Raw genomic sequence first — 21582 nt, forward strand, 5'->3', positions numbered from 1 at the left:
ATCTTATTTCCTGGCAATCAGGTAAAAGTGCGTATAAAAGCTTCTTAAAGGTATAACATAGGAAAATATTTTTAATAGGACAAGAAAAAAGCGGGATAACAATGATAACCCCTGGTTGGTCGTATGGCGGTAATGTATTTCCACTTCGTTTAACCCGGCAGCACGCAATTTATTTTTAATCAGTTCAGGATTTATTCCGCTGGTCTGGGTGTTATGGAATTCGGCAATCTCCTCTTGAGGCGTGCCGAATCCAGCCTTGCCATGGTACCGCAGGCGGTAATATAGATGGTAAAAGCGGTTGAAGAAATAATTTGGGTCGTGGTCCGTATATAAAAATCCGTTGGCTTTTAAAAGGGGAGTGGCTTTTCCCAATGTCATCACGGGGTCGAAAAGGTGATGCAGTGTTCCGTATAGCGTGACGCAATCAAAGGCATTCTTTTTAAACGGCAAATAATCGGCATCCGCCACGACCAGGTTTAATTCAGGATTTCGCTCTTTTACCTGTCGGAGAAGATTTATCGAAGAATCCATGCCTATTACGAACCGGAAATAGTCCTTGCCGAGTTTCAGCACATTGCCCGTGCCGCATCCGATATCCAGCAGTTTATCGCCTCCTGTTTTTCGGCTTATCCCCGCAAGTAGGGCTTTGATTTGTTCCTGGCGGCTGGGTTCAAAAATGCTGGGGTTTTGTTCGTATTCGCGGATATCTTTTTTATCGTAGACAAGGCGATTGGCTTTTCGGACTTCTTTGCATGATACGTTGCTGAATTTCATTTGGGTTCACGGGTCGGTGCAATCCGGCTTACGATTATAAAGACAATCAGGACGATTAAGACGAACTGGAATAGAAGCAGGATAGCTTCCCATTTGCGCGTATTGCGCAGGATGAATGCCCCGCAGGATACGCAGAATGATATCAGCCAGACGAGGATGACGGTTTGTTTGTGCGATAATCCCAATGCTTTTAAACGGTGGGAAAAATGGTCTTGGGCGGAGTATGTTATGATTTCTTTTATGCCATGGGTTATTCCCTGGCGGTAACGCCTGTAGATTACGTAAACCAGGTCAAGCAGGGGCAAGCCCAGAATGATAATGGGGACGAAAGAGGCTTTGAACGGATTAGTTGACCATCCGCCCATAATGCCGAGCGCGGCTAATGTGAAGCCGAGGAAAAAACTTCCGGAATCGCCCATAAAAATCTTGGCCGGATAAAAATTATGCCGTAGGAACCCAAGATTGGCGCCGATTAACCCTACGGATATTAAACCCCATGTCCACTGTCCGGTTTGGATTGCTATCGCCAGGTAAGCCATGCTTGCGATCAATGCCAGTCCGCTTGCCAGTCCGTCCATATTATCCATGGCGTTGAAAGCGCTTGTCACCCCGACCAGCCAGGTCATGGTGATTATGAGATTAATTAGGTATGGAAAAGGAAAATTTACCATGATACCCGCTTGTGACAGGATATAAGTGATGACAAACAATATTATCAATTTGATTGCGGCGGGGACTCCTCCGCGGCTTGCCGTTAAATCGTCCATCGCCCCGACAAACATGGTCATTAACGCCCCGATTATAATTGCCCATCTCTGGGGGCCGAGTGTTCCGAACGGCAAGATATACTGGCTTAAAAAAAGGCTTAATGAAAAACCCAGGAAAATTGCCAGCCCTCCCAGCCGCGGGGTGGGGGTCTGGTGCAGTTTGCCTTCGGCCGGATTATCGATTATCCCTAAAGATTTGGCAAACGATTTAATGATGAATCCGAATAAATAACTTATGATTGCGGCGGCGGCGAAAACAGCTAAGTAATTTAATATCCACTCTTTAATCATATTGTAGAATAGTTACAGGTGCGCCCTGAAGCAGAATTAACTGCCGAAGGGTTTCCCGTTTAGGATATTCAGGCTTTCCGGTCCGCAATTAAACAGGAGGTCAATTACGGATAGCTCCTCTATAAACGGCTCGTATACCTGTTTATATACCGGGTGCCGGAATTCCTGGTAAATACATTTGATGTTATTATCGGTAAACTTATCGGGGTCGATGTAGTCCTTTCCGTGCTTGCCGTGTATATAGGCGTCAGCCCCGATTCTTTTGCACATGTCGATAATTAAATCAGTTCCCTTACCCTGCGCACCGATAGATGAAGAGCGGGTAAACTCTGCTTTTATCCCAAGCGCGTTGACAAGGTATTTGATAATGGCCTCCGAAAGCTCAGGTAGCTTTTCCCACCTGGTTTCGTAAATTTTACGGAAGAATTCCTTGTGCTCCTTGAAATATGGTGCTTTTTGGTAAGCCAGTGAAATCGCCCGCCAGTGCTGGTGCTGCCACGGTTTGGAATTATCTATCATCGTATCCGTGATGTTCTGGGTGTATTTCCCTTTGGATAACACCGGAACGGTCAGCCACTGCCATCCTTCGCTGGTCCTGATTTTATTCCGGTTAATCCAGCCGAATGGCCCTCGCTTGACATATTGGACGTTGTCAACGATAACGAACTTATCACAAAGGCTTGCCTTATGGAAAAAGCCTATGTAGGGCAGGTAATTCGGCTGGTGTCCGCTGATAATCATAGTTTACTTATATGTTCTTTTCTCTCTCAAATAATGGTGGTATTTCTGCGCAAAACGATGCGCCTCATCGCGTATATATTGCAATAACTTAAATCCCGCCGCGTATTTAGTCAATAATTTAGGCGTTATTACTTTGGGCGCTTTATCATTCGTCACGATGTGGTCGCCTTTGTGTTTGGAAAGCCCGACAATCAATGGGGGTGATATCTTTTCCTCGGCGAATACTTTTTCCGTAATGCTTAGATGCCCCTTGCCGCCGTCAATCAGCAGGATATCCGGCAATTCATTTTCCGTGTCAAATAATCGCCGCCTGATGACTTCCCGCATCCGGGCGTAATCGTCGGCTTCGCCTTCGGCAACTGTTTTAATCTTGTATTTCCGATAGCCGTTCTTAAAGGGTTCGGCGTCGATAAAAGTCACCAACGCCCCGACCGCCTCGTTTCCCTTGATATCGGAAATATCTATCCCCTCTATCTTCCTGGGCGGCTTATCCAGCCCCAAAAGCGATTGCAGGTTCTTCAAGCGTTCGGAAGGGTTGATTGCCGCCAAAGCGCCTTCGTAAAATTCTCCCATTCTGCCTTCGGTGGTGATTCCTTTCAGGGCGTTTATCCGGTCACGGTATTCGGCGGCATGTTCGAAATCCCTTAGCGCGCTTGCCTCTTCCATCTTTTTGGACAGGCGGCGCAGGACTTTTTTCTTATTTCCGCTTAAGAATTCATCTAGAAGTGAAATGATGTCTTTGTAATCTTTCTTTGATATCTTCCCGATGCACGGCGCGACACACCGGTTGATGTGGTATAAAAGGCACGGCTTTTGTATCGGGTTTTTCTCTTTTATGGATAGTTTGCAGGTGCGGAATTTGAATATTTTCTGGAGAGAGTTTAAGCCGCTGCGCAAATCTCCCGTGCTGATAAACGGCCCGTAGTAATCGATATCCTTATTGCCGCGCTGGCGGGTGATGATTACCCTGGGGAAATCATCCGAGCGGCTTCGTCGTGAGCGCTCAGTCGAACGGCAGACGCCTATCAGCGGAAAGCTTTTATCATCCTTAAGCTGGATATTGTATTTCGGCTTGATATCGCGAACCAGATGCGCCTCTAAAAGCAGGGCGTCCACTTCGGAATCGGTTGCCAGGTAATCAATGGATTTCACCTGTCTCATCAGAGCGGCGGTTTTCGGGTCGCTCTGCGCCGCGGAGTGGTAGTAATTGCTTACCCGCTGCCTGATATTGCGCGCCTTGCCCACGTAAATCACGCGCTTGCGGCGGTCTTTCATGAGGTATACCCCCGGCTGTTCGGGCAGTTCGCCGGTTTTCTTTGCCGCTTTTGATTTCATAAAAATAGTATAACATTTTATTATCAGCGAGACAAGATAACTTGATTTTAATGCCAAAGTTTTATAGAATCAGTCACATGCGCGAAAGACTGATTTCTTTCCTGGCATTCTGGCTTATCCGGGGAATTTCCCTGACCATAAGTTTCAAGACTATCAATCGGTCTGTGCGTGAGCAATGCGACCGGGAAAATAAACCTTTCATCTATGCCTTCTGGCACGGCAGGCAGTTTTTGCTTCTCGGTTGGAATAAGGACAGGAACCTGATGGTCATGACCAGCCTTTCCAAAGACGGGCGCTTGCAGGATAATATCTTAACAAGCCTCGGTTTCCGGACGGTGGCCGGTTCATCTTCCCGCGGGGCGGTGCGCGGCTTGGTCGGCATGATACGCGGGATAAAGGCCAATCACAATGCCGTGGTCTCGGTGGATGGCCCGCGCGGCCCTTTGCACCGGGTGAAAGAAGGCGTGATTTATTTAGCCGCCAAGACGGGAAGCGTTATAATTCCCTTGACTTCACGCGCCAAATGCCGCCATATCTTCGAGCATGCCTGGGATAAATACGAATTGCCCTTGCCTTTTACCCCGGCTTTAGTTATAATGGGCGAGGCTATCAGGGTGCCGACTGATGCGGATGGCACCGTGATAGAAGCCAAGCGGCTGGAGTTGGAAAACGCGCTTAACGAGATAACAAAAAAAGCGGACAGCTATTATGAGATTTAAAATATACGTTCCGGGATTTCCGACGAAACTGTTCGAATGGTATGTCGCCTCCGACCAGTCGAGCTTATTCCTGCGCGCCGAGCTTAATAATCGCGAGGATAAAATCATCCGCACCGCCGACCTTAATTTCGAGCGTGACCGGAAAACCCGGACCATCTTCTATATGCCGCTCCCTTCGGAAAGCCGGCTCTTCGCCAAGCGGTATAAAATCCATAGTTTTGCCGAAAGGATAAAATCATTTTTCTCTACCTCCAAGGCGCAGTATGAATTCGAGATGTACCGCTACCTCAGGAACAAAGGACTGCCGGTCGCCCAGCCGGTGGCATACCTGGAAAAGCGCAAGTGGAACGTGCTTAAGGAATCTTATCTTTTCCTGACCGAGCTTCCTAGGGTGACCGACCTCAAGCAGTTTATACTGGATAAATATTCTCCGCCCCAGGGCGGATTGCAATTGGATGATGAATTGCGCCAGGAAAAGAAGCATATCCTTAAAAGGCTGGCGGAAATCGTGCGGAGCCTCCACGGGGCGAATTTCTGGCACCGGGATTTGCATGTAGGCAATGTCTTGGTTCAAACACCGGAAATGGAGCCTTTGAAATTATACCTCACAGATTTCCACCAAGGCCGTAGGACCTGGATGTATTCCAAGCGGAAGGTAGATAATGTCGCCCAGCTTTGTTATTCTTTAAGATTAATTCTTCCGATGAGCGATATCGTCCGCTTCATAAATTATTACCGCTCGCTCGATGTCAGGAAGGAAACCGTCAGGCCATTTATCAGGGAGGTTTTGGAGATTGTCGAGAAAATCCGTTTCCGCCACTGGCAGAGCCGCGCTAGGCGCTGCCTTAAGAATTCATCATTGTTTGCCGTGGAGTCCCAAAGCGGATACAAGGTTTACCACCGCCGTTCGTTCGCGCTTAACCGGATAGGTGAGCTGATTAAGGCGCATAAGGAGCTTTCCAAAACGCCCGATAAGCTTTTTAAATCCACGCCTAAGAGGAAAATTTCCTTTCTGCCGCTTCCGGCTACCCAGACAGAAGCCGAAAAATGCTATGTTAAGGAATATTCTTATTCGTTTTGGAATATGATAGCCAGTCTTTTCCGCCAGCACCCGGCGAAGGCCGACTGGTTTTCCCATCAAGGTTTTAACGTGCGTGGGATGTTTGTCCCGGAGGCGCTCGCCATGGTAGAGGAAAAGCTCGGCATATTCACCACGCGGGCGTTTATTATCACCAAGGAAGTCTGCAATTCGCTTCCTTCCGGCCAATATGCGACGGCGCGTTTTTCAGGCGGAGTGGAAAGGGATGATAAAAAGAGGTATCTCAAGGAGTTTGCCAATGAGGTTTGCCATCTCCACCAGCGCGGGATTTTTCACGCCGACCTTAAGGCGAATAATATCCTGGTGATTGACGAGCCATCCGGTGAAAGGGACGGGGCTTTCCGCAGATTTTGCTTCCTGGATTTGGACCGGGTTAAATTCAAGCTGGAGACAAGCCGTAAAGAACGGGTTAAGAATCTTGCCCAGTTGAATGCCGCCACGGCAAGCGTATTAACGAGAGCCGACCGACTGCGCTTTTTCCGGCATTACCTGGCGGGCTTCGAGCCGATTAACCCGATTAAACAGCGCGAGCTTATCAAAGATATTATGAAGGAAACGATTAAGCGGCATCACTTCTGGCCGGAAGCAGTGAAAATATAAAAACAGGAAGTATTCTAAATCACCCTGATTGAATTATGGATAAACCAGAAAGAGCAATAGAATTATTTAAATTGCATCAGAAAATAGTAAGTTTTGTTGATAATAATATTGTTAAGTTTCCTGATAATCCTGGATTGAAAGATGCTTGTTGCATTCTATTGTTTTCTAAAAGCACAAAAACATTTAGGGCAATTCAGTGTCTATGTAATCCTGTTGATATGGGATATGGGGAGGATGCAATAATCCTTGTCAGGAGCTTATTAGAGAACTTAATGAGTCTTGCTTATATTGTGAAGCCACAAAATGAAGAAGAACAAAACCGCAGAGCTGAGCTATTTAAAAACTGGTTAATATTAGATTTATATAATTTTAAGAAGGAATTAAAAGAATGCAGTTCTATGAAAACTCGACTAAATCAAGAAATAGAACAAATAGATCCAGCAGGTGATAGATATTGCGAAGCAGATAGATTATTTAATGAAGAGATAAAGAAACTAAAACAAAATGGTTATAAAACGAATAAATACTCATGGTCTGGGCTTAGCTTAAAATGGATGGCGGAGGAAGTTGGATTATTAGAACTTTATTATAAAATTGTCTATTGGCATTATAGCCAGTTAGTTCATCCGCATCCAGGGTGTATTGATTCTTATATAACACAATTACCGGATAGTAATATTAATATTTGCGATATGCCGGACTCTAGCTGGATAGAAGACGCCTTGTTTTCCAGCTTTGATTGCTACCGGCAAATAGCAAGATTGATTAATGACACTTTCAGTTTCAATCTTGGTGGTAAACTTGATGAAATAGAAAACGAATTCAAGAGTTTAGTTGAGAAGTTAATCTGTTAAAATTCTGGACGCGTCCTATTCATAAAGGAAGCTATCAAGCGCCAACACTTCTGACCGTAAAAAAATAAGTACTATAACACTTCAACGCATTTGTCAATGACTTCGCTTACCGTTATCTTGGTCATGCATTGCCGGTCCTCGCAGCCTTTAAGATAACACGGAACGCATTCTAGTTCCTTATGCTGGACGACGCGCGCCTGGGCATTCAAAGGTCCCACATAATATGTATCCGTCGGCCCGAAAAGTCCGACCAGCGGTTTATCCAATGCGGATGCAAGATGCATCAAACCCGAATCAACCCCGACAAATAACGATGCATCCCGCAACACATAACATAAATCATTCAGGCTGACTTTTCCCGTGATATCAAGAATCCGGTTTGCCTTATTGCCGCCTTTTTCCTTCACCAGCCTGATTATCCGTTCGTTTGCCTCGATATTCTCTTTCCCTCCGACTAAAACAGAATCAAGATTATACTTTTCCTTGAGTGTGATAATAAGCTGGGCGAATTTATCGTCCTCCCACGCCTTGACCGTGCGCCTTAAGGATGTGCCGGGCGAAATCACCGCGTATTTCCCGGCTAATGTGAATCCGGCGATGCTCTTTAAGTCTTTAGGCGGCAGTTTAAACAAACCCACGTAATCTTCTTTCTCAATCTTAAGCTCCAGATGTTTCATTATCTTGAGATTATTGCGCCAGCTGTGGTGTCCTTCTATTTTCTCTTTGATATCGAGCGATAAATCCCAGGGGAATGACTTAAACCCGGCTTTGTATCCGGACTTGCTGAATGCGGTCAGTATCATGCATTCGGATGACGCGGAAAGTGATATCAATAAATCATAGCGGTTGGTCCTAATTTCGCCCATTAGTTTAAAGAATCCGCTCGTGGTGAATCCCCTCGGTATGAATCCGCCCTGGCGCGGGATGACTTTATCGACATACGGAATAAAGGCGAATAGTTCTGCCAGATACGGCCGGATGACGGAGTGTATCTGGGCTTGCGGATAATTATCCCGCAGTGCCTTTAAAAGCGGCAGTGAAAACACCAGGTCACCTATCTGGTTAAGGTGGATTACGCATATCTTCTTCGCTTCTATCATAGTTAATAGTCATCCCACACTTTCGTTTTGGGACTCCCTATAAAATCGGGCATCCCCGAATCCCGCCCCAGCAGGATGAGCGGGGCTAAGGCACGAAGACACGAATTTAAACGATTCCTTAGTGCCTTAGAGTTTTAGTGGCAAATCTCTCATAAGAAAAAGTTATCGTTTTGGAGCGCTACTATCTCATCGGCATTTCTCGATGAGTTGATAAAATCTTCTATCCACCAGTTAACCTTATGGTAAAAACAGCCGACTTCCCTGCATTCGCTTTCCGCGTTAAAAGCCTCGATTGAATGGCCGAGCGTTTTCATCGTCCGCTTAAAAGCCGCCTCTGTGGAATACCCGTCGGCAGGGGCTATCCGGGCTTTTTTCACCCCGCGGAAGGCAGGGCAGTGGAAAACCCCGGATGGGGTAACGACTGTCCGGAAAAACTGCTGGTGGCACTTCGCCGGCTGTTGCTTTAAGGCGTCCGTTTCGTTATCCAGAATCGCCGTCAGGTTCACGCTTTCCAGCACTTTTAGCCTATTCCCGGCCGCTTTTCTCGCCTTCTCTAAACTATTCCTCAACCTTATCCTCAACCTATCTTCCTTTATCTTATTAACTTTGTGAAGCAAAGATTCCCTTTGCGTTCCCTTAAGCCTGACCAGGCACGGCTTAAAGGAGATATAGTCAAATAGATTCTCGCGGGCGAGTTTTGTCGCTTCGGCCATTTCATTGATATTAGGAGTAAGCTCTTTCCCGGCGCCTTCCCAGACAATCACAAAGGAATATCCGAGCGAGATAAGCGGATTGGCTCTTTTAAGCTCCTTTGCCTTGGCTAATATTTCTTTCAGCGTCACACTGATTCTTGGATTATGTGATGACTTAAAGGTGTTTTCGTTTGCTGCGTCTATGGAAAGCCTGACCCAATCCTTTTTCTTTAGGAGCCCGGAGGTTTTGATGACCTTATCCAACCGTGTCCCGTTGGTGACGATTCCCAGTTGCATCCCTTTACCTTTTATATAGCGGACGATAGCCTCAAAATCCCTGTGGAGCGTCGGTTCGCCTCCGCCCAGTAGTATCACGGATAAAAGCCCTTTGGATTTTAATCTATCAATGGTTTTCTTTATCGTATCAAAGGAAAGCATCTTGCCGCTGTTTATTATTCCTGAATCCACGCAAAACGGGCAGGCGAAGTTGCATGCCGAGGTCAGGTCGAGATTGATTGATATCGGGCCGGTTCCGGAAGGCATCTTGTTTTTATCCGGGTATTTGCGCCAGTTGATATAGCCCTTGAGCGATTTCACGGTGGATTCCTGCTTCAGCTTTGCGGCGAAGTCGTGTTCCTTGTTCTTCATGATTCTAGGCTTATCTGTCATTGCGAGCGACCCCGCCTTGACGGGGGAGCGTGGCAATCCCAAAAATTGAGATTGCGGAGCTTGTTCCGTCCCGATAGCTATCGGGATGAGATTGCTTCGTCCCGATAAAATCGGGACTCGCAATGACAGACGAGGAATCCCATTCCTCGCAATGACGCTTTTAGGTGTTTTGTGTTCCTTGTAGGCATCATAAATCTTTTTTAGTAACTGCATATTATTCAGAATATGTCCGTAACCGATAGCCGCTTCTGATTTATTCCTGAACGAACGGATAAAATCTTTAATGGATGTTTCCAATGGGTCTGTTATTTTAATCCTTTTATTATTATATTTGTAATAGATAGTGTAGCTTTTAGGTTCTATGGTGCGCTTTATCATCCGGCCGTTAAATCCGAAGGAAAGATCCCTTGGCTGTGTCTCCTTGGTCTTAAGGTTTACAATCGCCAGGCATTCGGTCGCAGAGGTTTTATATTTAAAGCTTACGGATATACTGCTCTTCGCGATTGTATCAAAAGATATCTGTGATATTTCACCTTTCCCCAGCGTGTAGTAAAGGATGCTTAAAGGATGGGGGAGCGATTCCGGAATCATACTCTCGCCCTTCATCGAAGGGTTCATGTTCATAAGGAACCGATGGGTTTCCTTTGGGATGATTTTCCCTGAGAGCTTTTCGTACAAGGCAATCGTAAAAGGCAGTTGTGAGTTCATGGCAAGCGTGAGCCTTTTACGGCGTGCTTGGTTTATGAGTGTTTCGGCTTTCCCGGAGATATCTCCGGCCGGCAGGTCCCAGATAAACGGCTTTTCGCAGAATACACTCAATCCCGAATCAATGGATTTCCTGAGGTATTCGTAATGCGTGTGGTAGGGCGAAGCGATGACTATGGCGTTCGGCGATGTCTCCTTGACCATCTTTGCAAAATCGGTAAAGGGAATCGCATTTATCTTGAATTGTTTCAGGTTTAAAGCGGCTTTTTGGGCGCTTTTGGTATTTGTTCCCAGGAGGGAGACAACCTGAACGCCGTTCTTATGGAAGTATTTGGCGATATATTCGCCTATGCCCGTATGATTCTTCCTCGCGCCGATGATTGATACTTTCATTTATTTTATTATATCGGAAACAGGCGATTAAGGCAAGAAGTGTATAATATAATAATTCTGACATTTCCCTGCCAATTATTTCCTCTGTGAACTCTGTGGTTTATATTGTATGCGTATTTTTTATTGGCTTATCTTTCCTTTTAAGTTAATAATAATCGTATGAACCTGTTACTGAAGAGCTTTTATGAAAGAATCAGCCGGAGATACGAACTGGTCAACCACGTCCTTACCTTAGGTGCTGATATCCTCTGGCGCAAGCGCGCGCTGAGATTCCTGGATGGGGGAGCGGTTATTTTGGACCTGTGCACCGGCACGGGTGATATGGCGAGACTGATTAAAAAGAAATTACCCGGGGCCAAAGTAATCGGAGCGGACTTCTCACTGCCCATGCTCCTAAAGGCTAAAGAAAAACGAGGAGATGGTGTTAATTGGGCCGGTTCATACGCGCAATATTTGCCATTTAGCGACAATACGTTTGATGCGGTTACGGTCACCTTTGCCGCGAGGAATCTCAAGGTCAACGAACAAGTTTTAATAGAATGTTTTAAGGAAATCCGGCGGGTCTTAAAGCCGGGCGGGGTGTTTATCAATCTGGAAACCTCTCAGCCAGCCAACCGTTTATTAAGATGGCTTTTTTCTATGTATATAAAGGTATTAATCAAGCCGGTAGGGGGCGTTATTTCCGGCTATTCTCCGGCATATCAATATCTGGCAAGCACGATATCAAGGTTCTATTCCGCGCCGGAGCTGGCAGAAGTGATGAGGCATGCCGGTTTTAAGGAAGTGGATTATCAGCCTGTCTGGGGAGGTATCGCCGCAATCCATCAGGCGAGGAAATAAGGGATTTTACCACAGAGTACACAGAGAATATTAATAAGATAATTTAGGACGAAAAAAGCCACAGAAAACCCTGAAACGCAATATAGGGCACTTCCAGCCGGTTTTAACGGAGACTGAATTTTAAGATTCCCCCTTATAAATCATTGAGTTATGACCAAACAGGGGGGGACTACCCTAGTCCCCCTGGGGGTAGTCGGTATAATCTATGCATCTAAGCGGTAAAATCTGTGTGGTTAAACGGCATGGATAGTGGGGTAAAATGATATAGATGGTGGTGTAAATCGGTATAGATGGTGGGGTAAAACGGTATAGAATATATACCTAAATGGCAATCTTTGTACGGGTAAAAGATATGGATGGTGTGGTAAAAGGGTATAAATGGTGGGGTAAAAGGGTATTCTCTGTGTATCCAGATGATTAGGATAGTGGGGTAAATCGGCAGAGAGTGGGGTGTAAACGGGGTGAATACATTTTAAACAGTGACTTGTACGAGACTAATTATTATTTTTATCTCGTCAAAGTCTCCCGCCTACTGGCGAGGCTCGTCTCGATTCATCGGGGCGGCGTCCAGTCCCTGTTAATCATCATCCTTGGTTAATTCCCTGTTGGCATCCAATATTTCCCTCCCGGCCCTTTGACCGTAGTCGGGTCTTTGCCGGGCCATTTGAGGACTATCTTAGCATCATCACTCCCGCAATCCGTGGCATAAATAATACCTTTTTCATTAATGATAAATATTGAATAACAATATGGGGTTCCGTATTTCTCAGGATAAGCGGTAAAAGCAAACTTGGAGCTATTGGCTGCTTTAATCTTATTGTCTCCGACCTGATTCTGATTGTATAGATTTCCTTCTTCATCAAAAAGCATTGCTTGATAATAATATCCATAGAGCGGTTTAGGTTTAATTGCGGCTTGTGCCCAGTTTTCCAAGATGGGGTAGTTGCCGAATACAGCATCAAAGGCAGGCTTATAATCTGCCTCGGCTAAATAAAGAGTAATGAAAGCGGCAGGTTCATTTCTCCTTAATATCCTGTATAACCCAGAAATATCATAAGTCCAGTAATCATTTAAGCCGTTATTTTCCGGGTCAACCTGTCTCCAAGTGGCTTCTGCGGCATAAATTGATTTCAGCATTCCCGGTACTGTTAGTTCACCGGCAATAATACAATGGCGGCGTGGAGTGATAATAACAATTATAGCGGCAGTGATTATAAGTAGCATAATGGTTAATAACAAAATAACAATTCCTTTTTTGTTCATCTCTGCGTCCTCTGTGCCTCTACCTCAACGCACTTTATTTATATAGTAAAATTGCAATAAAGTAAAACAGTATAAAAGCAGGCAAAAACATTAAACCGCCAAAGAGGATAAAATCAATATCTGATGGTTTAATTAAACCTCGTTTACGAATAATAATAAACACACTTATTGATAAATGAAATGCTACGGTGATGATGCTAAAGAAAAGAATAACTCTTCCATCTAAAATAAGAGAGGAACAAAACAATAGAAATAAATCTATAAGTAAGCCTAAAATAATTGCATCTTTTAGCGTTACTTTTTTATCTTTTCCCATATAGATTAATCTGTGTAATCAGTCCCGCCTCCGCTAACGCTTCGGGGACGTCGCTACTGCTCCGTGGCTACTTTCGCTCCACCACCTTATCCACTTCCTCCATCGCCTTTTTGACCTTGTCATAAGTCGCCTGGTTAATCACGCCTTTCTGGTAATATTTTTCCAGCAGTTTATTGTATTCCGCTATCATCTCCGGCCGGCGGTATAATCCGAAAGAACCCATGACATAACAGGTGACCACATTTATCTGGCTGACACCCAGTGATAATAAAATCAAGAGGATTCCTCCGGCGGCTTTTACCGCGGCTTTGGCTCCTTTTATCGGCGTTTTCGAAAGGGACTTGTTGTCCGGCCCTTTGGATTTTGCGAATAAGACAATAAATAAGATGAGCAACGAGAAGAATATTATCTGGACAGACCACATTTCTATCATCAGCCATTTATATTTCTGGTAAAAGAGCATCGTCCCGGCGGAATAGATATAGATGCCTTCATCCACCTTAACGGAGTAATTCCTGCCGGTATCCAGCGTGGCGGGGGAGTCCGCGAATAGTTTCTCGTCAAGTCCGGTCCGGTTTTCGTAGATAAAGGGCTCAAACCAGGGGGAAAGGATGCCCGCACCGTATGCGACCATTTCCCTTGATGAGCCGGAACGTCTTTCATTATATTCTTTGGGTAGTTTTCCCATGGGTTCTGGTAAATCATACCTGTCCCCGGCGAGTTTAGCCCTGAATTCCGTTAAGGCGGCAAGCCCTTCGTTGTTATCCGGATACTTGCCGTTTCTGGAGAGGTAAACTTTAAGTTCCTGGGTAATAGTTTGCAGGTGTTCTCGCATGGTTCTGAAATGCCCATTATACCAGCCCGGTTCATAGGAATATTTAGGTTGGCTGCAGAACATCCCGCCGAAGGCTAAAAGCAGGCAGGTACAGGCAAACCAGATGTGGCGCATATTCATATAAATTCTCCTTTCCGACAACAGGATTTAACGGATTAAACAGGAGTTTAAATCAGTTGAATCCGTGTAATCCCGTTGTTATAACGATGGCCGAACCGCGCCATTTATCCAGAAATTCTTCCTTAGTCAATCTATATTTTCCGGCCAAGGGGTCGGCTATAAACGCCTTATTATTTTCCGCCTTTAAGACGACTATCACATGGTCAACTACGGCGTTCCATTTGACATCCACTATGCAGGGCATATTTAATTTCTGCAGGGTTTCCCAGTCTGTTGAAATCAGGTCGACCTTTAATCCTTTATCGCGGCACTTTTGGGCGACGGCCATTGCCAGCGGGCACATTTCCACTCCCAATCCGTAGCGGGTGTGGGATAAATACGCCATTTCCTTTTCGGTCGCATCAATCCCGAAGTGTTTAAGGAAAGTCACCGCGCTGGATGCGCCGCAGGAGTAGCCGGTGGATTGCAGGCAGACGCCGTCCTTATTGATTCTGAACCTGGCGGGATTAATGCCGTTATCCATGAAAATCCAGTTGACCCGCGCTATCCCGAAGATAAAGACCATTAACGCGATAAAAGCCATTTCATACGGCAGGAATTTAGTTGTCACCTTTTTGATAGCCAGCCCGAAGAAGAAGGTGGCGAAAGGAATCCAGCCGATGATTTCCGTCAGGGGGCTGAGCCACAAAGGGATAAGGCGGTATTCCAGCGTCGGGTAGAAGCGGAAGACGCTGTAAAGGATTAATGCCGCGAGGGAAAGTGAGGCGAAGGTAATCCAGTATTTATTCTCCATCCTGCCGACATAGCGCCAGCCGGCATAGAATCCGGCGAGGGAGAGAAGAATCAACAATATAAAATAAATATATTCCATATTAATACCTCTCACCACAGAGAACACAGAGAGTTATTTTCCTGCGTTAACCTGAGCCTGATTTTTATCGTCTTTCTTAAATAATACATAACCGGTTGAGATAATTATTATGATTAATACCAATACGCCCCAAAAGGTTAAAGGGGAATTATTATTCCTTGAGTAATATGAGCCGTTTTCCATATTATGCCAGTAACGGGCGTTGGGGGTTATAGTGGTTGTCGGGTCTTTCCCCGGCCAATAGCGGATTATTTTATCTTGCTCGCTTCCGCAATCAGCCGCATAGACAATTCCATCCTCGCACATGATATATGTTAAATCTCCGCTTGACCCGTAAGCGGCCGGATAAGCGACGAAGGCGTATTTTAATGGATTAGATGATTTAATCCCATGCAGTGTATTGCGATTATAAGGGGTTCCGTTTTCATCTGCCAGCATTGCCTGAACGTAATAGCCTGCTTTTGGTCCAAGCGTAGTGCTGATGCTCTCCCAGTTTTCGGTTGTTCCTCTTCCAAAGGTGTTATCTTTATGCCAGCCCGCATCGGATTTGGCAAGGTCTATTGTTATGTATGCTGCTGGCATGCCGTCTTTTAACATCCGATACATGCCTGAGACATCGTATGTCCAATAATCGTTAATTCCATTATCATCAGGGTCGGTTTGTTTCCATATGTCTTGGGCGGCACGGATTGCCTTCAACGCGCTGATAGCGGATGTTTCGTTGGCGGCTTTCCTGGAAGAATAGTTGTTGGGAATCGCGATAGCTATAATAAGTAGCACTATGCATATAATTATAATAATCCATAATATGCGTTTCATAAAGGAGGCTCCTATATTAATTATGTTTCCCTTCGTTATTATGCAATGACATTAACTTCGCCTTCTTCAGGCTCACGAGGAATCCGAAGATAAAGACGACAAAGGCGCCGATAATGCTGACGATTCCCCATTGCTCTTTGGTTTCCGGAAGAAGGTCTTCAATCCATTCAAGCCACCTTTCTATGGTTTTGCCAATCATGGTTAAGTCGTAACCCATGAAAGATATCAAGAGGAAAATAGCGCTGAAACCCAGCGGCAGTTTCCTACGGTAAACCATGAAGAAATAGAAGAATACCAGCGCCGATAGGGTAAGGCTTATCCTTAAAGGCGATATCGCAATAGGGACGAGCGCTGATTTATTTAAGACAAGCTTGGCAGGGAAATCGAGCGTGATTAATACGGCGCTTATCGGCAGGGCGTATTGTATCCAGTGAAGTATCTTCCCTTCTTTCCAGTGCGGCTTAAGCTCGGCGATAATCACGGCAAAGGCGATTAAGAACGTTGCCAGGAAACAGAGGTAAAAAGTCGAGCTGACAATCCAGGTCATGGTTGCCAGATGGATAAACGCCATTGAGCTGAGTATCAAAGAGAAAGCAAGATGCGTCTTTTCCCTGAATCCGGAAGATTCGCCTTTCTTGTTTGAGATGCCTAAGAGGGCAATCGGTATAATTCCGGCTGTTGACCAGATGATGAACATGAGCATTTCGTTATTAAATCCCTGCCGGATACCCAGCGCGATGATATTGCCGAATAAATAGAGGAAGACCATCCCGATAACCATGAAGCGGTAAAAGATGGGCGAGAGGGAAAGATTCAGGTATTTTACAATTAAAAATATCTTTGTGGCGGAGAGACCGATTGCCAGCATGCTCAAGAAGAGTCCCGCCCACAAGCCCTGGAACTGGAAGACCGGATTTATTAATGTAACGTCCGCCAGGAAAAAACCTTCGATAATCAGGAGGATAATGCCGTCGCGGAAGACCTGCTTTTTAACCATAATGTAAATTGCCGTGACGATAAGGATTACTTCATATACGTTTACGATGGATAAATATATTAATATGTCGGCAAGGCTTCTTGCTCCTTGTTGGAAAGGGGAGAGGACGAGATAACAGCCGATAATCATCAAGAGTGCGCTGATGAGATAGAACGGGTTATTGAACATCAAGAGTTCCTTTAAGGATTTCTTGGGTTCTTTGGGCTTATCCGATTCATCGGACCGTGGTATTTCAGGTATGTTTTCCGGATATTCGGGATTAATATTTTCTTCTTCCATATGATACCTCTCTTTCTTTAGTGATAGGCATCCCTGCCCCGCATTAAACAGGGCAGGGAATAACTATTTCCGGTTATTTCTTGTAATCGCTTGCTTTGTCTGTCAGATACTTGTCGGCTTCCTCCCATTCCGGAGAGCCTTTTTTTACCTCTTTCACGCTTCCGCCGAAATAGAGGATATTGATGGTATCGTCCCCGTGGTTTCCGGGCAAATCCGCCGCTATCGGCTTGGTCCCGATTGTTCCGGCGCTGACATCGTAATTGGGTCCCCTGTAATGGCATAAACCGAAACTTCCTTCCCCGCCTTTTACCGGGCAGACATAAAACAGATGCTTATTTATTTCGTCCTTTAAAGCCGATTCGTCAGGAGAGGGGAGAGTTCTCAAAACCTCCCAGAATGCCGGGCCTCGGTAGTTGTCGCCCTGCGGATAAGCGCCTTTGCTGATGTCATTGACGTAGGTAACCAGCGCCGTGAATAAATGTTTCTGCAGGTTTTGAGTGCAGGCGGCTTTCCTGGCTTTGATTGTGCCGGTCGATATCGCAGGCAGAAGCACCACCGCCAAAATAGCGATAATGGCAATAACCACCAGGAGTTCTATCAGGGTAAAGCCTTTGTTATCCCTTTTCATAGCTCTTTCCTCCTTTCTTTAGAGCCAGTTAGCTATTTCGACTCAGCGAGGCGAAAGAGCGTTACTGGGTCTTAGTCCCCCTACGATATGTCGGGGGATAGTTCATAATTAGTTATTTCTTCTTTATCAGTTTATTCAGTTTCGCGGTATCCGAAAATATCTGGATAAAACCGCACTTTGGGCAGCTTTTGGCTTCTATATTGACATTGCTTTCTAAGAATGTAAAGAATTTAGTCTTTATAGGTTTAAAATAGACCTTGCCTGTCCCGGCAATCCTGCCCGGGATTAAGACCGAATGCCCGCAGGCAACGCATTTAGTCCCGTATTTTTCGGCTTCTTTCTCTCCGGTGAATTTGGTGACCATGAGCTCGAGGTCTTCCTGCTTAAAGCGGGTGGAATCGCCCACCTTAAAGTAGGTGAGCTTGCCGTCTTTCATCCAGCGGAAGATGGTCTGCTCGCTCACGTCCAGGTAATCGCATGCCTCGCGGATGGAATACCAGTCCCGGCTTTCAGTCCTTTCCGGCGGGGCAGGGGTCTTTGTTTTCTCTACCATACAAACTCCTTTCAATTTTAAACACGAATCACACTAAAGGACGAATGACACGAATTATTCGTGCTATTCGTGTTCGAATTTTCTCTTGAATTACTCATATAGTTTATTACTATCTTTTACTGACTTCTACTATAAGTATAACACATGTCAGTGTTTTGTCAAGTAAAATATTATTTTTATGGAAAGATTTTTAGCCACTGATTTCACAGATTTCCTTTGCACCTTTGCGGTGATGAACGATTGTTTTACTTGAATACAGTGTCTTATTCGGGTAGAATCGGCTGATAATGAGAACCATAAATATCGGTTTGTTTGGGGTGTTCCTGTGCCTGTCCGTTTGCGGATTGTACGCGGCGGAGAACTACCGTGATATCTTTTCTTATTCCAGGCATAAGTTCGACGAAGATTCCGCCGGCGTTTCCGCGCTTGACCGGAGCGCGGTGATTGAAAATAGTTTCTTCTTAAAGGCCGCCTACTCGGCTTCCGTGGTTATCAAGAGCTTCCAGGATGTCCGGGACGGATGGAAGAACAATATCCTTTCGACCGGGACAATTTACAAGCCCGATAAGGATAGCCAGTTAGAAGTTACTTACGGCTACGGGGAAGATTCCGATGACAACCGGGCGAATTATTTCCTCCTGGATATAACCGAGGGTGAGCAAAAAGAGCTGATAGGGCTGGGCGCCCAGCATAATAAGTATTCAAAATATAATTACACCGCCCTATATCTCTCCATGAAATACGAGATAAATATAAAAGCAGCCGTGCGTGGCAGGTATTACTTGAGCTACGATTCCGAGCACCATTATGATTACCGCGTCTGGGCGGAGCTGGAATACACGGCTTATAAAAAGATTTATCTTAACGCCGGTTTTGCCATCGGCGACCGTTTTTATACCGAGGAATACGGCCCGGTAAGCCGGGGCGATTATTATTCGGTTTCAGGAGGGGCGGGGCTTAAATTAAGCGAGAATATGTCCGTAAGGTTTAATTACGAATATATCTCGCGCGAGGCAGAATTCCGGGACGCTAAAAACACCGTATTGCTGGACTGGAAGTTTTAACGGTTGGCTAAGGAAAAGTATAGATATAACCGATTATTAGACATATGGAACGCAAATACAATATTGCCGTGGTCGGCGCGACCGGCGCGGTGGGACTGGAAATACTGAAGATTCTTGCCGAGCGCCGTTTCCCGGTCAAGAGCTTACATCTATATGCCTCGGAGAGGTCGGCAGGAAGAATACTAACGTTTAAGAGTTTAAAGTTCAAGGTTCAAGAGTTAAAGAGGGATTCGTTTAAAGAGGTTGATTTTGCCTTCTTTTCACCCGGCAGCGCGGTTAGCAAAAAATGGGTGCCAATAGCCCAAAAGAGCGGGGCGGTGGTAATCGATAACACCAGCGCCTTCCGTATGGATAAGAATGTTCCGCTGGTCGTTCCGGAGGTCAATGCCCATACGCTTAAGAGCCATAAAGGCATTATTGCTAATCCGAACTGCGCGACCATCCAGTTGGTGGTTGCCTTAAAACCCTTGCATGATTACGCCCGGATTAAAAGGATAGTGGTGACCACGTTCCAATCCGTTTCCGGGGCGGGCCTGCGCGCCTTGAGTGAAATGGAGCAAGAGGCAAGGCTTTACCTCAAATCCCAAACCACAAATTCCAATTTCCAATTTCACCGGCGAATCTTTCCCCACCAGATTGCCTTTAACATAATTCCCCAGATACCGCAATCGGATGCTTTTGAACCAACCGGATATACCGGGGAAGAAACCAAGGTAATCAATGAAACCAAAAAGATAATGGGGGATTATTCCATAAAAGTCACTTCAACCTGCGTGCGCATGCCGGTTTACCGTTGCCACAGCGAATCGGTGAATATAGAAACCGCCAAGCCCTTATCCGTATCAAAGGCGCGTGAACTCTTGCGCAAGGCACCCGGTGTAAGGCTTATGGATGATGTATCCAAAGAACTTTACCCGACTCCCGCGGAGCTTGCCGGATGCGATGCGGTTTATGTCGGGCGCATCCGGAAAGACGCTACGGTAAAAAACGGCCTGAATCTGTGGGTGGTATCGGATAACATCAGGAAAGGCGCCGCTCTTAATGCCGTTCAGATTGCGGAGATTCTCACCGCCGAGGCGCCCCATTCCTGCCGTCAGGGACTCCCTATCATTCGGGTGTCCCCGAATTCCGCTTCGCGGGAGGAGCGGGGCAAAGGACGCTGAGAAAGAAATAAATCATTTTTGCCTTGATTCCTGGCTAAATATTTGATAAAATTCATATTATGAATAAGCTGCTGGAGATTTATGTAGACGGTGCGTCAAGGGGAAATCCGGGGCCGTCGGGCGTCGGCATCTTTATCAAAGACGATAAAGGCAAGGAGCTGGTAAAAAGAGGGGAGTTTATCGGCGAGTGCACCAATAATGTCGCGGAATACGAGGCGCTTAAGCGGGCTTTGAAGCTTGTGCTTAAGGATAAGGCGCTTAAGGCGGATACGCTTGTCTTACGGGTCCATACGGATAGCGAACTGGTGGTCAAGCAGCTGACCGGTTGTTATAAGATAAAAAGCCAGAATTTGATGTCCCTGGTGATAGAGGCCAGGAACCTGATGAAAAAGTTTAAGGCAATAGAGTTTAAACAGATTCCGCGCAAGGACAATAAAATCGCGGATACATTGGCCAATAAATCGATGAACCTTAAGGATGATGTCGACGATTTAAAGGTGACTGTTCTTTGACAATAAGGCGTGTGTGTCTCAGGCATGGCTGGGTTGTAACTAAAGCTTTCAGGTATGTAACCGCTCTATCCGACTACGCGTCGGATAAGGGAGGAAAGTCCGGGCTCCGGAGGGCAGGGTGACTCATAACGAGAGCCGTCCCGCACTCATTTGTAGTAAGAGGTTGTTTGGAGTTTAAGTGATTTATGGCGAGTAGTATATTCTTAAATAAATAATCGCTTCTTTTTACAAATAAGTGCGGGATAAGGGTGAAAAGGTGAGGTAAGAGCTCACCGCTCTGACGGTAACGTCGGGGGCATGGTAAACCCCACCCGGAGAAAGGCCAAACTCCTCGTCCCGCTTTGCGGGATCGGGGATGGCGGGAAAGAGGGCCGGCCCGGTCCTGTATTCTGCGCTTCGGCGCAGGGTTAAACCGCAGGTAGGCCGTTGGAACCCCGATGCGAATCGGGGCAAAGACAAATGGTTACGTAAAACAGAACCCGGCTTATTCCCGAAGGCCCAATACCAACTCCAGCCATGCTTGAGCCATACTTTTTCCAACATTTCACCATCTATATCCGTATATAATATCAGAAAACCCTTT

The 21582-nt window shown here is 45.8% G+C and carries 21 protein-coding genes and 1 other RNA gene; 8 read left to right on the forward strand and 14 right to left on the reverse strand.

What is annotated here, in order from left to right; all coding sequences use genetic code 11:
• Positions 1-3 precede the first annotated feature (3 nt).
• From HY811_04220 to HY811_04235, 4 genes are read right to left on the reverse strand one after another with little or no spacing between them, the layout of a single operon-like run.
• The gene (locus HY811_04220; protein ID MBI4834010.1) at positions 4-774 is read right to left on the reverse strand and encodes a methyltransferase domain-containing protein; all 771 of its coding nucleotides are present in this window, start codon (positions 772-774) and stop codon (positions 4-6) included.
• Positions 771-1832 (reverse strand): undecaprenyl/decaprenyl-phosphate alpha-N-acetylglucosaminyl 1-phosphate transferase, encoded by a 1062-nt coding sequence (locus HY811_04225; protein MBI4834011.1) that lies wholly within the window; start codon positions 1830-1832, stop codon positions 771-773. The genes HY811_04220 and HY811_04225 overlap by 4 nt, the downstream gene beginning before the upstream one ends.
• A gap of 36 nt (positions 1833-1868) precedes the next feature.
• Entirely contained in the window at positions 1869-2573 is a 705-nt protein-coding gene (locus HY811_04230; protein ID MBI4834012.1) for a WbqC family protein, read from the reverse strand.
• 3 nt (positions 2574-2576) lie between these two features.
• Entirely contained in the window at positions 2577-3908 is a 1332-nt protein-coding gene (locus tag HY811_04235; GenBank protein ID MBI4834013.1) for an excinuclease ABC subunit UvrC, read from the reverse strand.
• Positions 3909-3985: 77 nt separating this feature from the next.
• On the opposite strand from HY811_04235, the gene HY811_04240 reads away from it, so the two are divergent.
• Genes HY811_04240 through HY811_04250 form a run of 3 tightly spaced genes read left to right on the forward strand, consistent with a single transcriptional unit; the run spans position 3986 to position 7180 of the window.
• Positions 3986-4627 carry a lysophospholipid acyltransferase family protein gene (locus HY811_04240; protein MBI4834014.1) on the forward strand — a complete coding sequence of 214 codons (642 nt, stop codon included), beginning with the start codon at positions 3986-3988 and terminating at the stop codon, positions 4625-4627.
• Positions 4617-6326, forward strand: a complete 1710-nt coding sequence (locus HY811_04245) for a hypothetical protein (GenBank protein ID MBI4834015.1) — start codon at positions 4617-4619, stop codon at positions 6324-6326. Before HY811_04240 ends, HY811_04245 begins: the two co-directional genes overlap by 11 nt.
• Positions 6327-6361: 35 nt before the next feature.
• Complete coding sequence (locus HY811_04250) at positions 6362-7180, forward strand: hypothetical protein (GenBank protein ID MBI4834016.1); 819 nt, start codon at positions 6362-6364, stop codon at positions 7178-7180.
• Positions 7181-7251: 71 nt separating this feature from the next.
• Here HY811_04250 and HY811_04255 read toward each other — a convergent pair whose 3' ends face one another.
• Positions 7252-8280 carry a glycosyltransferase family 9 protein gene (locus HY811_04255; GenBank protein MBI4834017.1) on the reverse strand — a complete coding sequence of 343 codons (1029 nt, stop codon included), beginning with the start codon at positions 8278-8280 and terminating at the stop codon, positions 7252-7254.
• 149 nt (positions 8281-8429) lie between these two features.
• Positions 8430-10739: a radical SAM protein gene (locus HY811_04260; GenBank protein ID MBI4834018.1), complete on the reverse strand. Its 2310-nt coding sequence runs from the start codon at positions 10737-10739 to the stop codon at positions 8430-8432.
• A 159-nt stretch (positions 10740-10898) separates the two neighbouring features.
• Between HY811_04260 and HY811_04265 the strand changes: the two genes are divergently transcribed.
• A complete protein-coding gene (locus HY811_04265; protein MBI4834019.1) occupies positions 10899-11579 on the forward strand; it encodes a ubiquinone/menaquinone biosynthesis methyltransferase in 681 nt (226 codons plus the stop codon).
• Positions 11580-12173: 594 nt separating this feature from the next.
• Here the strand turns inward: HY811_04265 and HY811_04270 are convergent.
• The 8 genes from HY811_04270 to HY811_04305 form a co-directional block, all read right to left on the reverse strand.
• Entirely contained in the window at positions 12174-12842 is a 669-nt protein-coding gene (locus tag HY811_04270) for a DUF2950 family protein (protein ID MBI4834020.1), read from the reverse strand.
• Between the two features lie 34 nt (positions 12843-12876).
• A complete protein-coding gene (locus tag HY811_04275) occupies positions 12877-13158 on the reverse strand; it encodes a hypothetical protein (protein ID MBI4834021.1) in 282 nt (93 codons plus the stop codon).
• Positions 13159-13225: 67 nt separating this feature from the next.
• Complete coding sequence (locus HY811_04280) at positions 13226-14113, reverse strand: type II secretion system protein GspG (protein ID MBI4834022.1); 888 nt, start codon at positions 14111-14113, stop codon at positions 13226-13228.
• 52 nt (positions 14114-14165) lie between these two features.
• Positions 14166-14984, reverse strand: coding sequence for a hypothetical protein (locus HY811_04285; protein MBI4834023.1), 819 nt, complete (start codon positions 14982-14984; stop codon positions 14166-14168).
• A 33-nt stretch (positions 14985-15017) separates the two neighbouring features.
• Complete coding sequence (locus HY811_04290) at positions 15018-15803, reverse strand: DUF2950 family protein (GenBank protein MBI4834024.1); 786 nt, start codon at positions 15801-15803, stop codon at positions 15018-15020.
• A gap of 16 nt (positions 15804-15819) precedes the next feature.
• On the reverse strand, positions 15820-17079 hold the full coding sequence (locus HY811_04295) for a hypothetical protein (protein MBI4834025.1): 1260 nt from the start codon (positions 17077-17079) through the stop codon (positions 15820-15822).
• A gap of 73 nt (positions 17080-17152) precedes the next feature.
• Positions 17153-17707, reverse strand: coding sequence for a type II secretion system protein (locus HY811_04300; GenBank protein MBI4834026.1), 555 nt, complete (start codon positions 17705-17707; stop codon positions 17153-17155).
• A 112-nt stretch (positions 17708-17819) separates the two neighbouring features.
• Positions 17820-18260 carry a helix-turn-helix domain-containing protein gene (locus HY811_04305; GenBank protein ID MBI4834027.1) on the reverse strand — a complete coding sequence of 147 codons (441 nt, stop codon included), beginning with the start codon at positions 18258-18260 and terminating at the stop codon, positions 17820-17822.
• 287 nt (positions 18261-18547) lie between these two features.
• On the opposite strand from HY811_04305, the gene HY811_04310 reads away from it, so the two are divergent.
• The 4 genes from HY811_04310 to rnpB all read left to right on the forward strand — a co-directional run bounded on the left by HY811_04310 (position 18548) and on the right by rnpB (position 21501).
• Positions 18548-19324: a hypothetical protein gene (locus HY811_04310; protein ID MBI4834028.1), complete on the forward strand. Its 777-nt coding sequence runs from the start codon at positions 18548-18550 to the stop codon at positions 19322-19324.
• Positions 19325-19368: 44 nt separating this feature from the next.
• Entirely contained in the window at positions 19369-20487 is a 1119-nt protein-coding gene (locus tag HY811_04315) for an aspartate-semialdehyde dehydrogenase (protein ID MBI4834029.1), read from the forward strand.
• A 59-nt stretch (positions 20488-20546) separates the two neighbouring features.
• Positions 20547-20999, forward strand: coding sequence for a ribonuclease HI family protein (locus tag HY811_04320; GenBank protein MBI4834030.1), 453 nt, complete (start codon positions 20547-20549; stop codon positions 20997-20999).
• 44 nt (positions 21000-21043) lie between these two features.
• Positions 21044-21501: RNase P RNA component class A (gene rnpB / locus HY811_04325), an RNA gene on the forward strand.
• Positions 21502-21582 lie beyond the last annotated feature (81 nt).

Source organism: Planctomycetota bacterium, from assembly GCA_016207825.1.
Taxonomy (GTDB): Bacteria; Planctomycetota; MHYJ01; order JACQXL01; family JACQZI01; genus JACQZI01.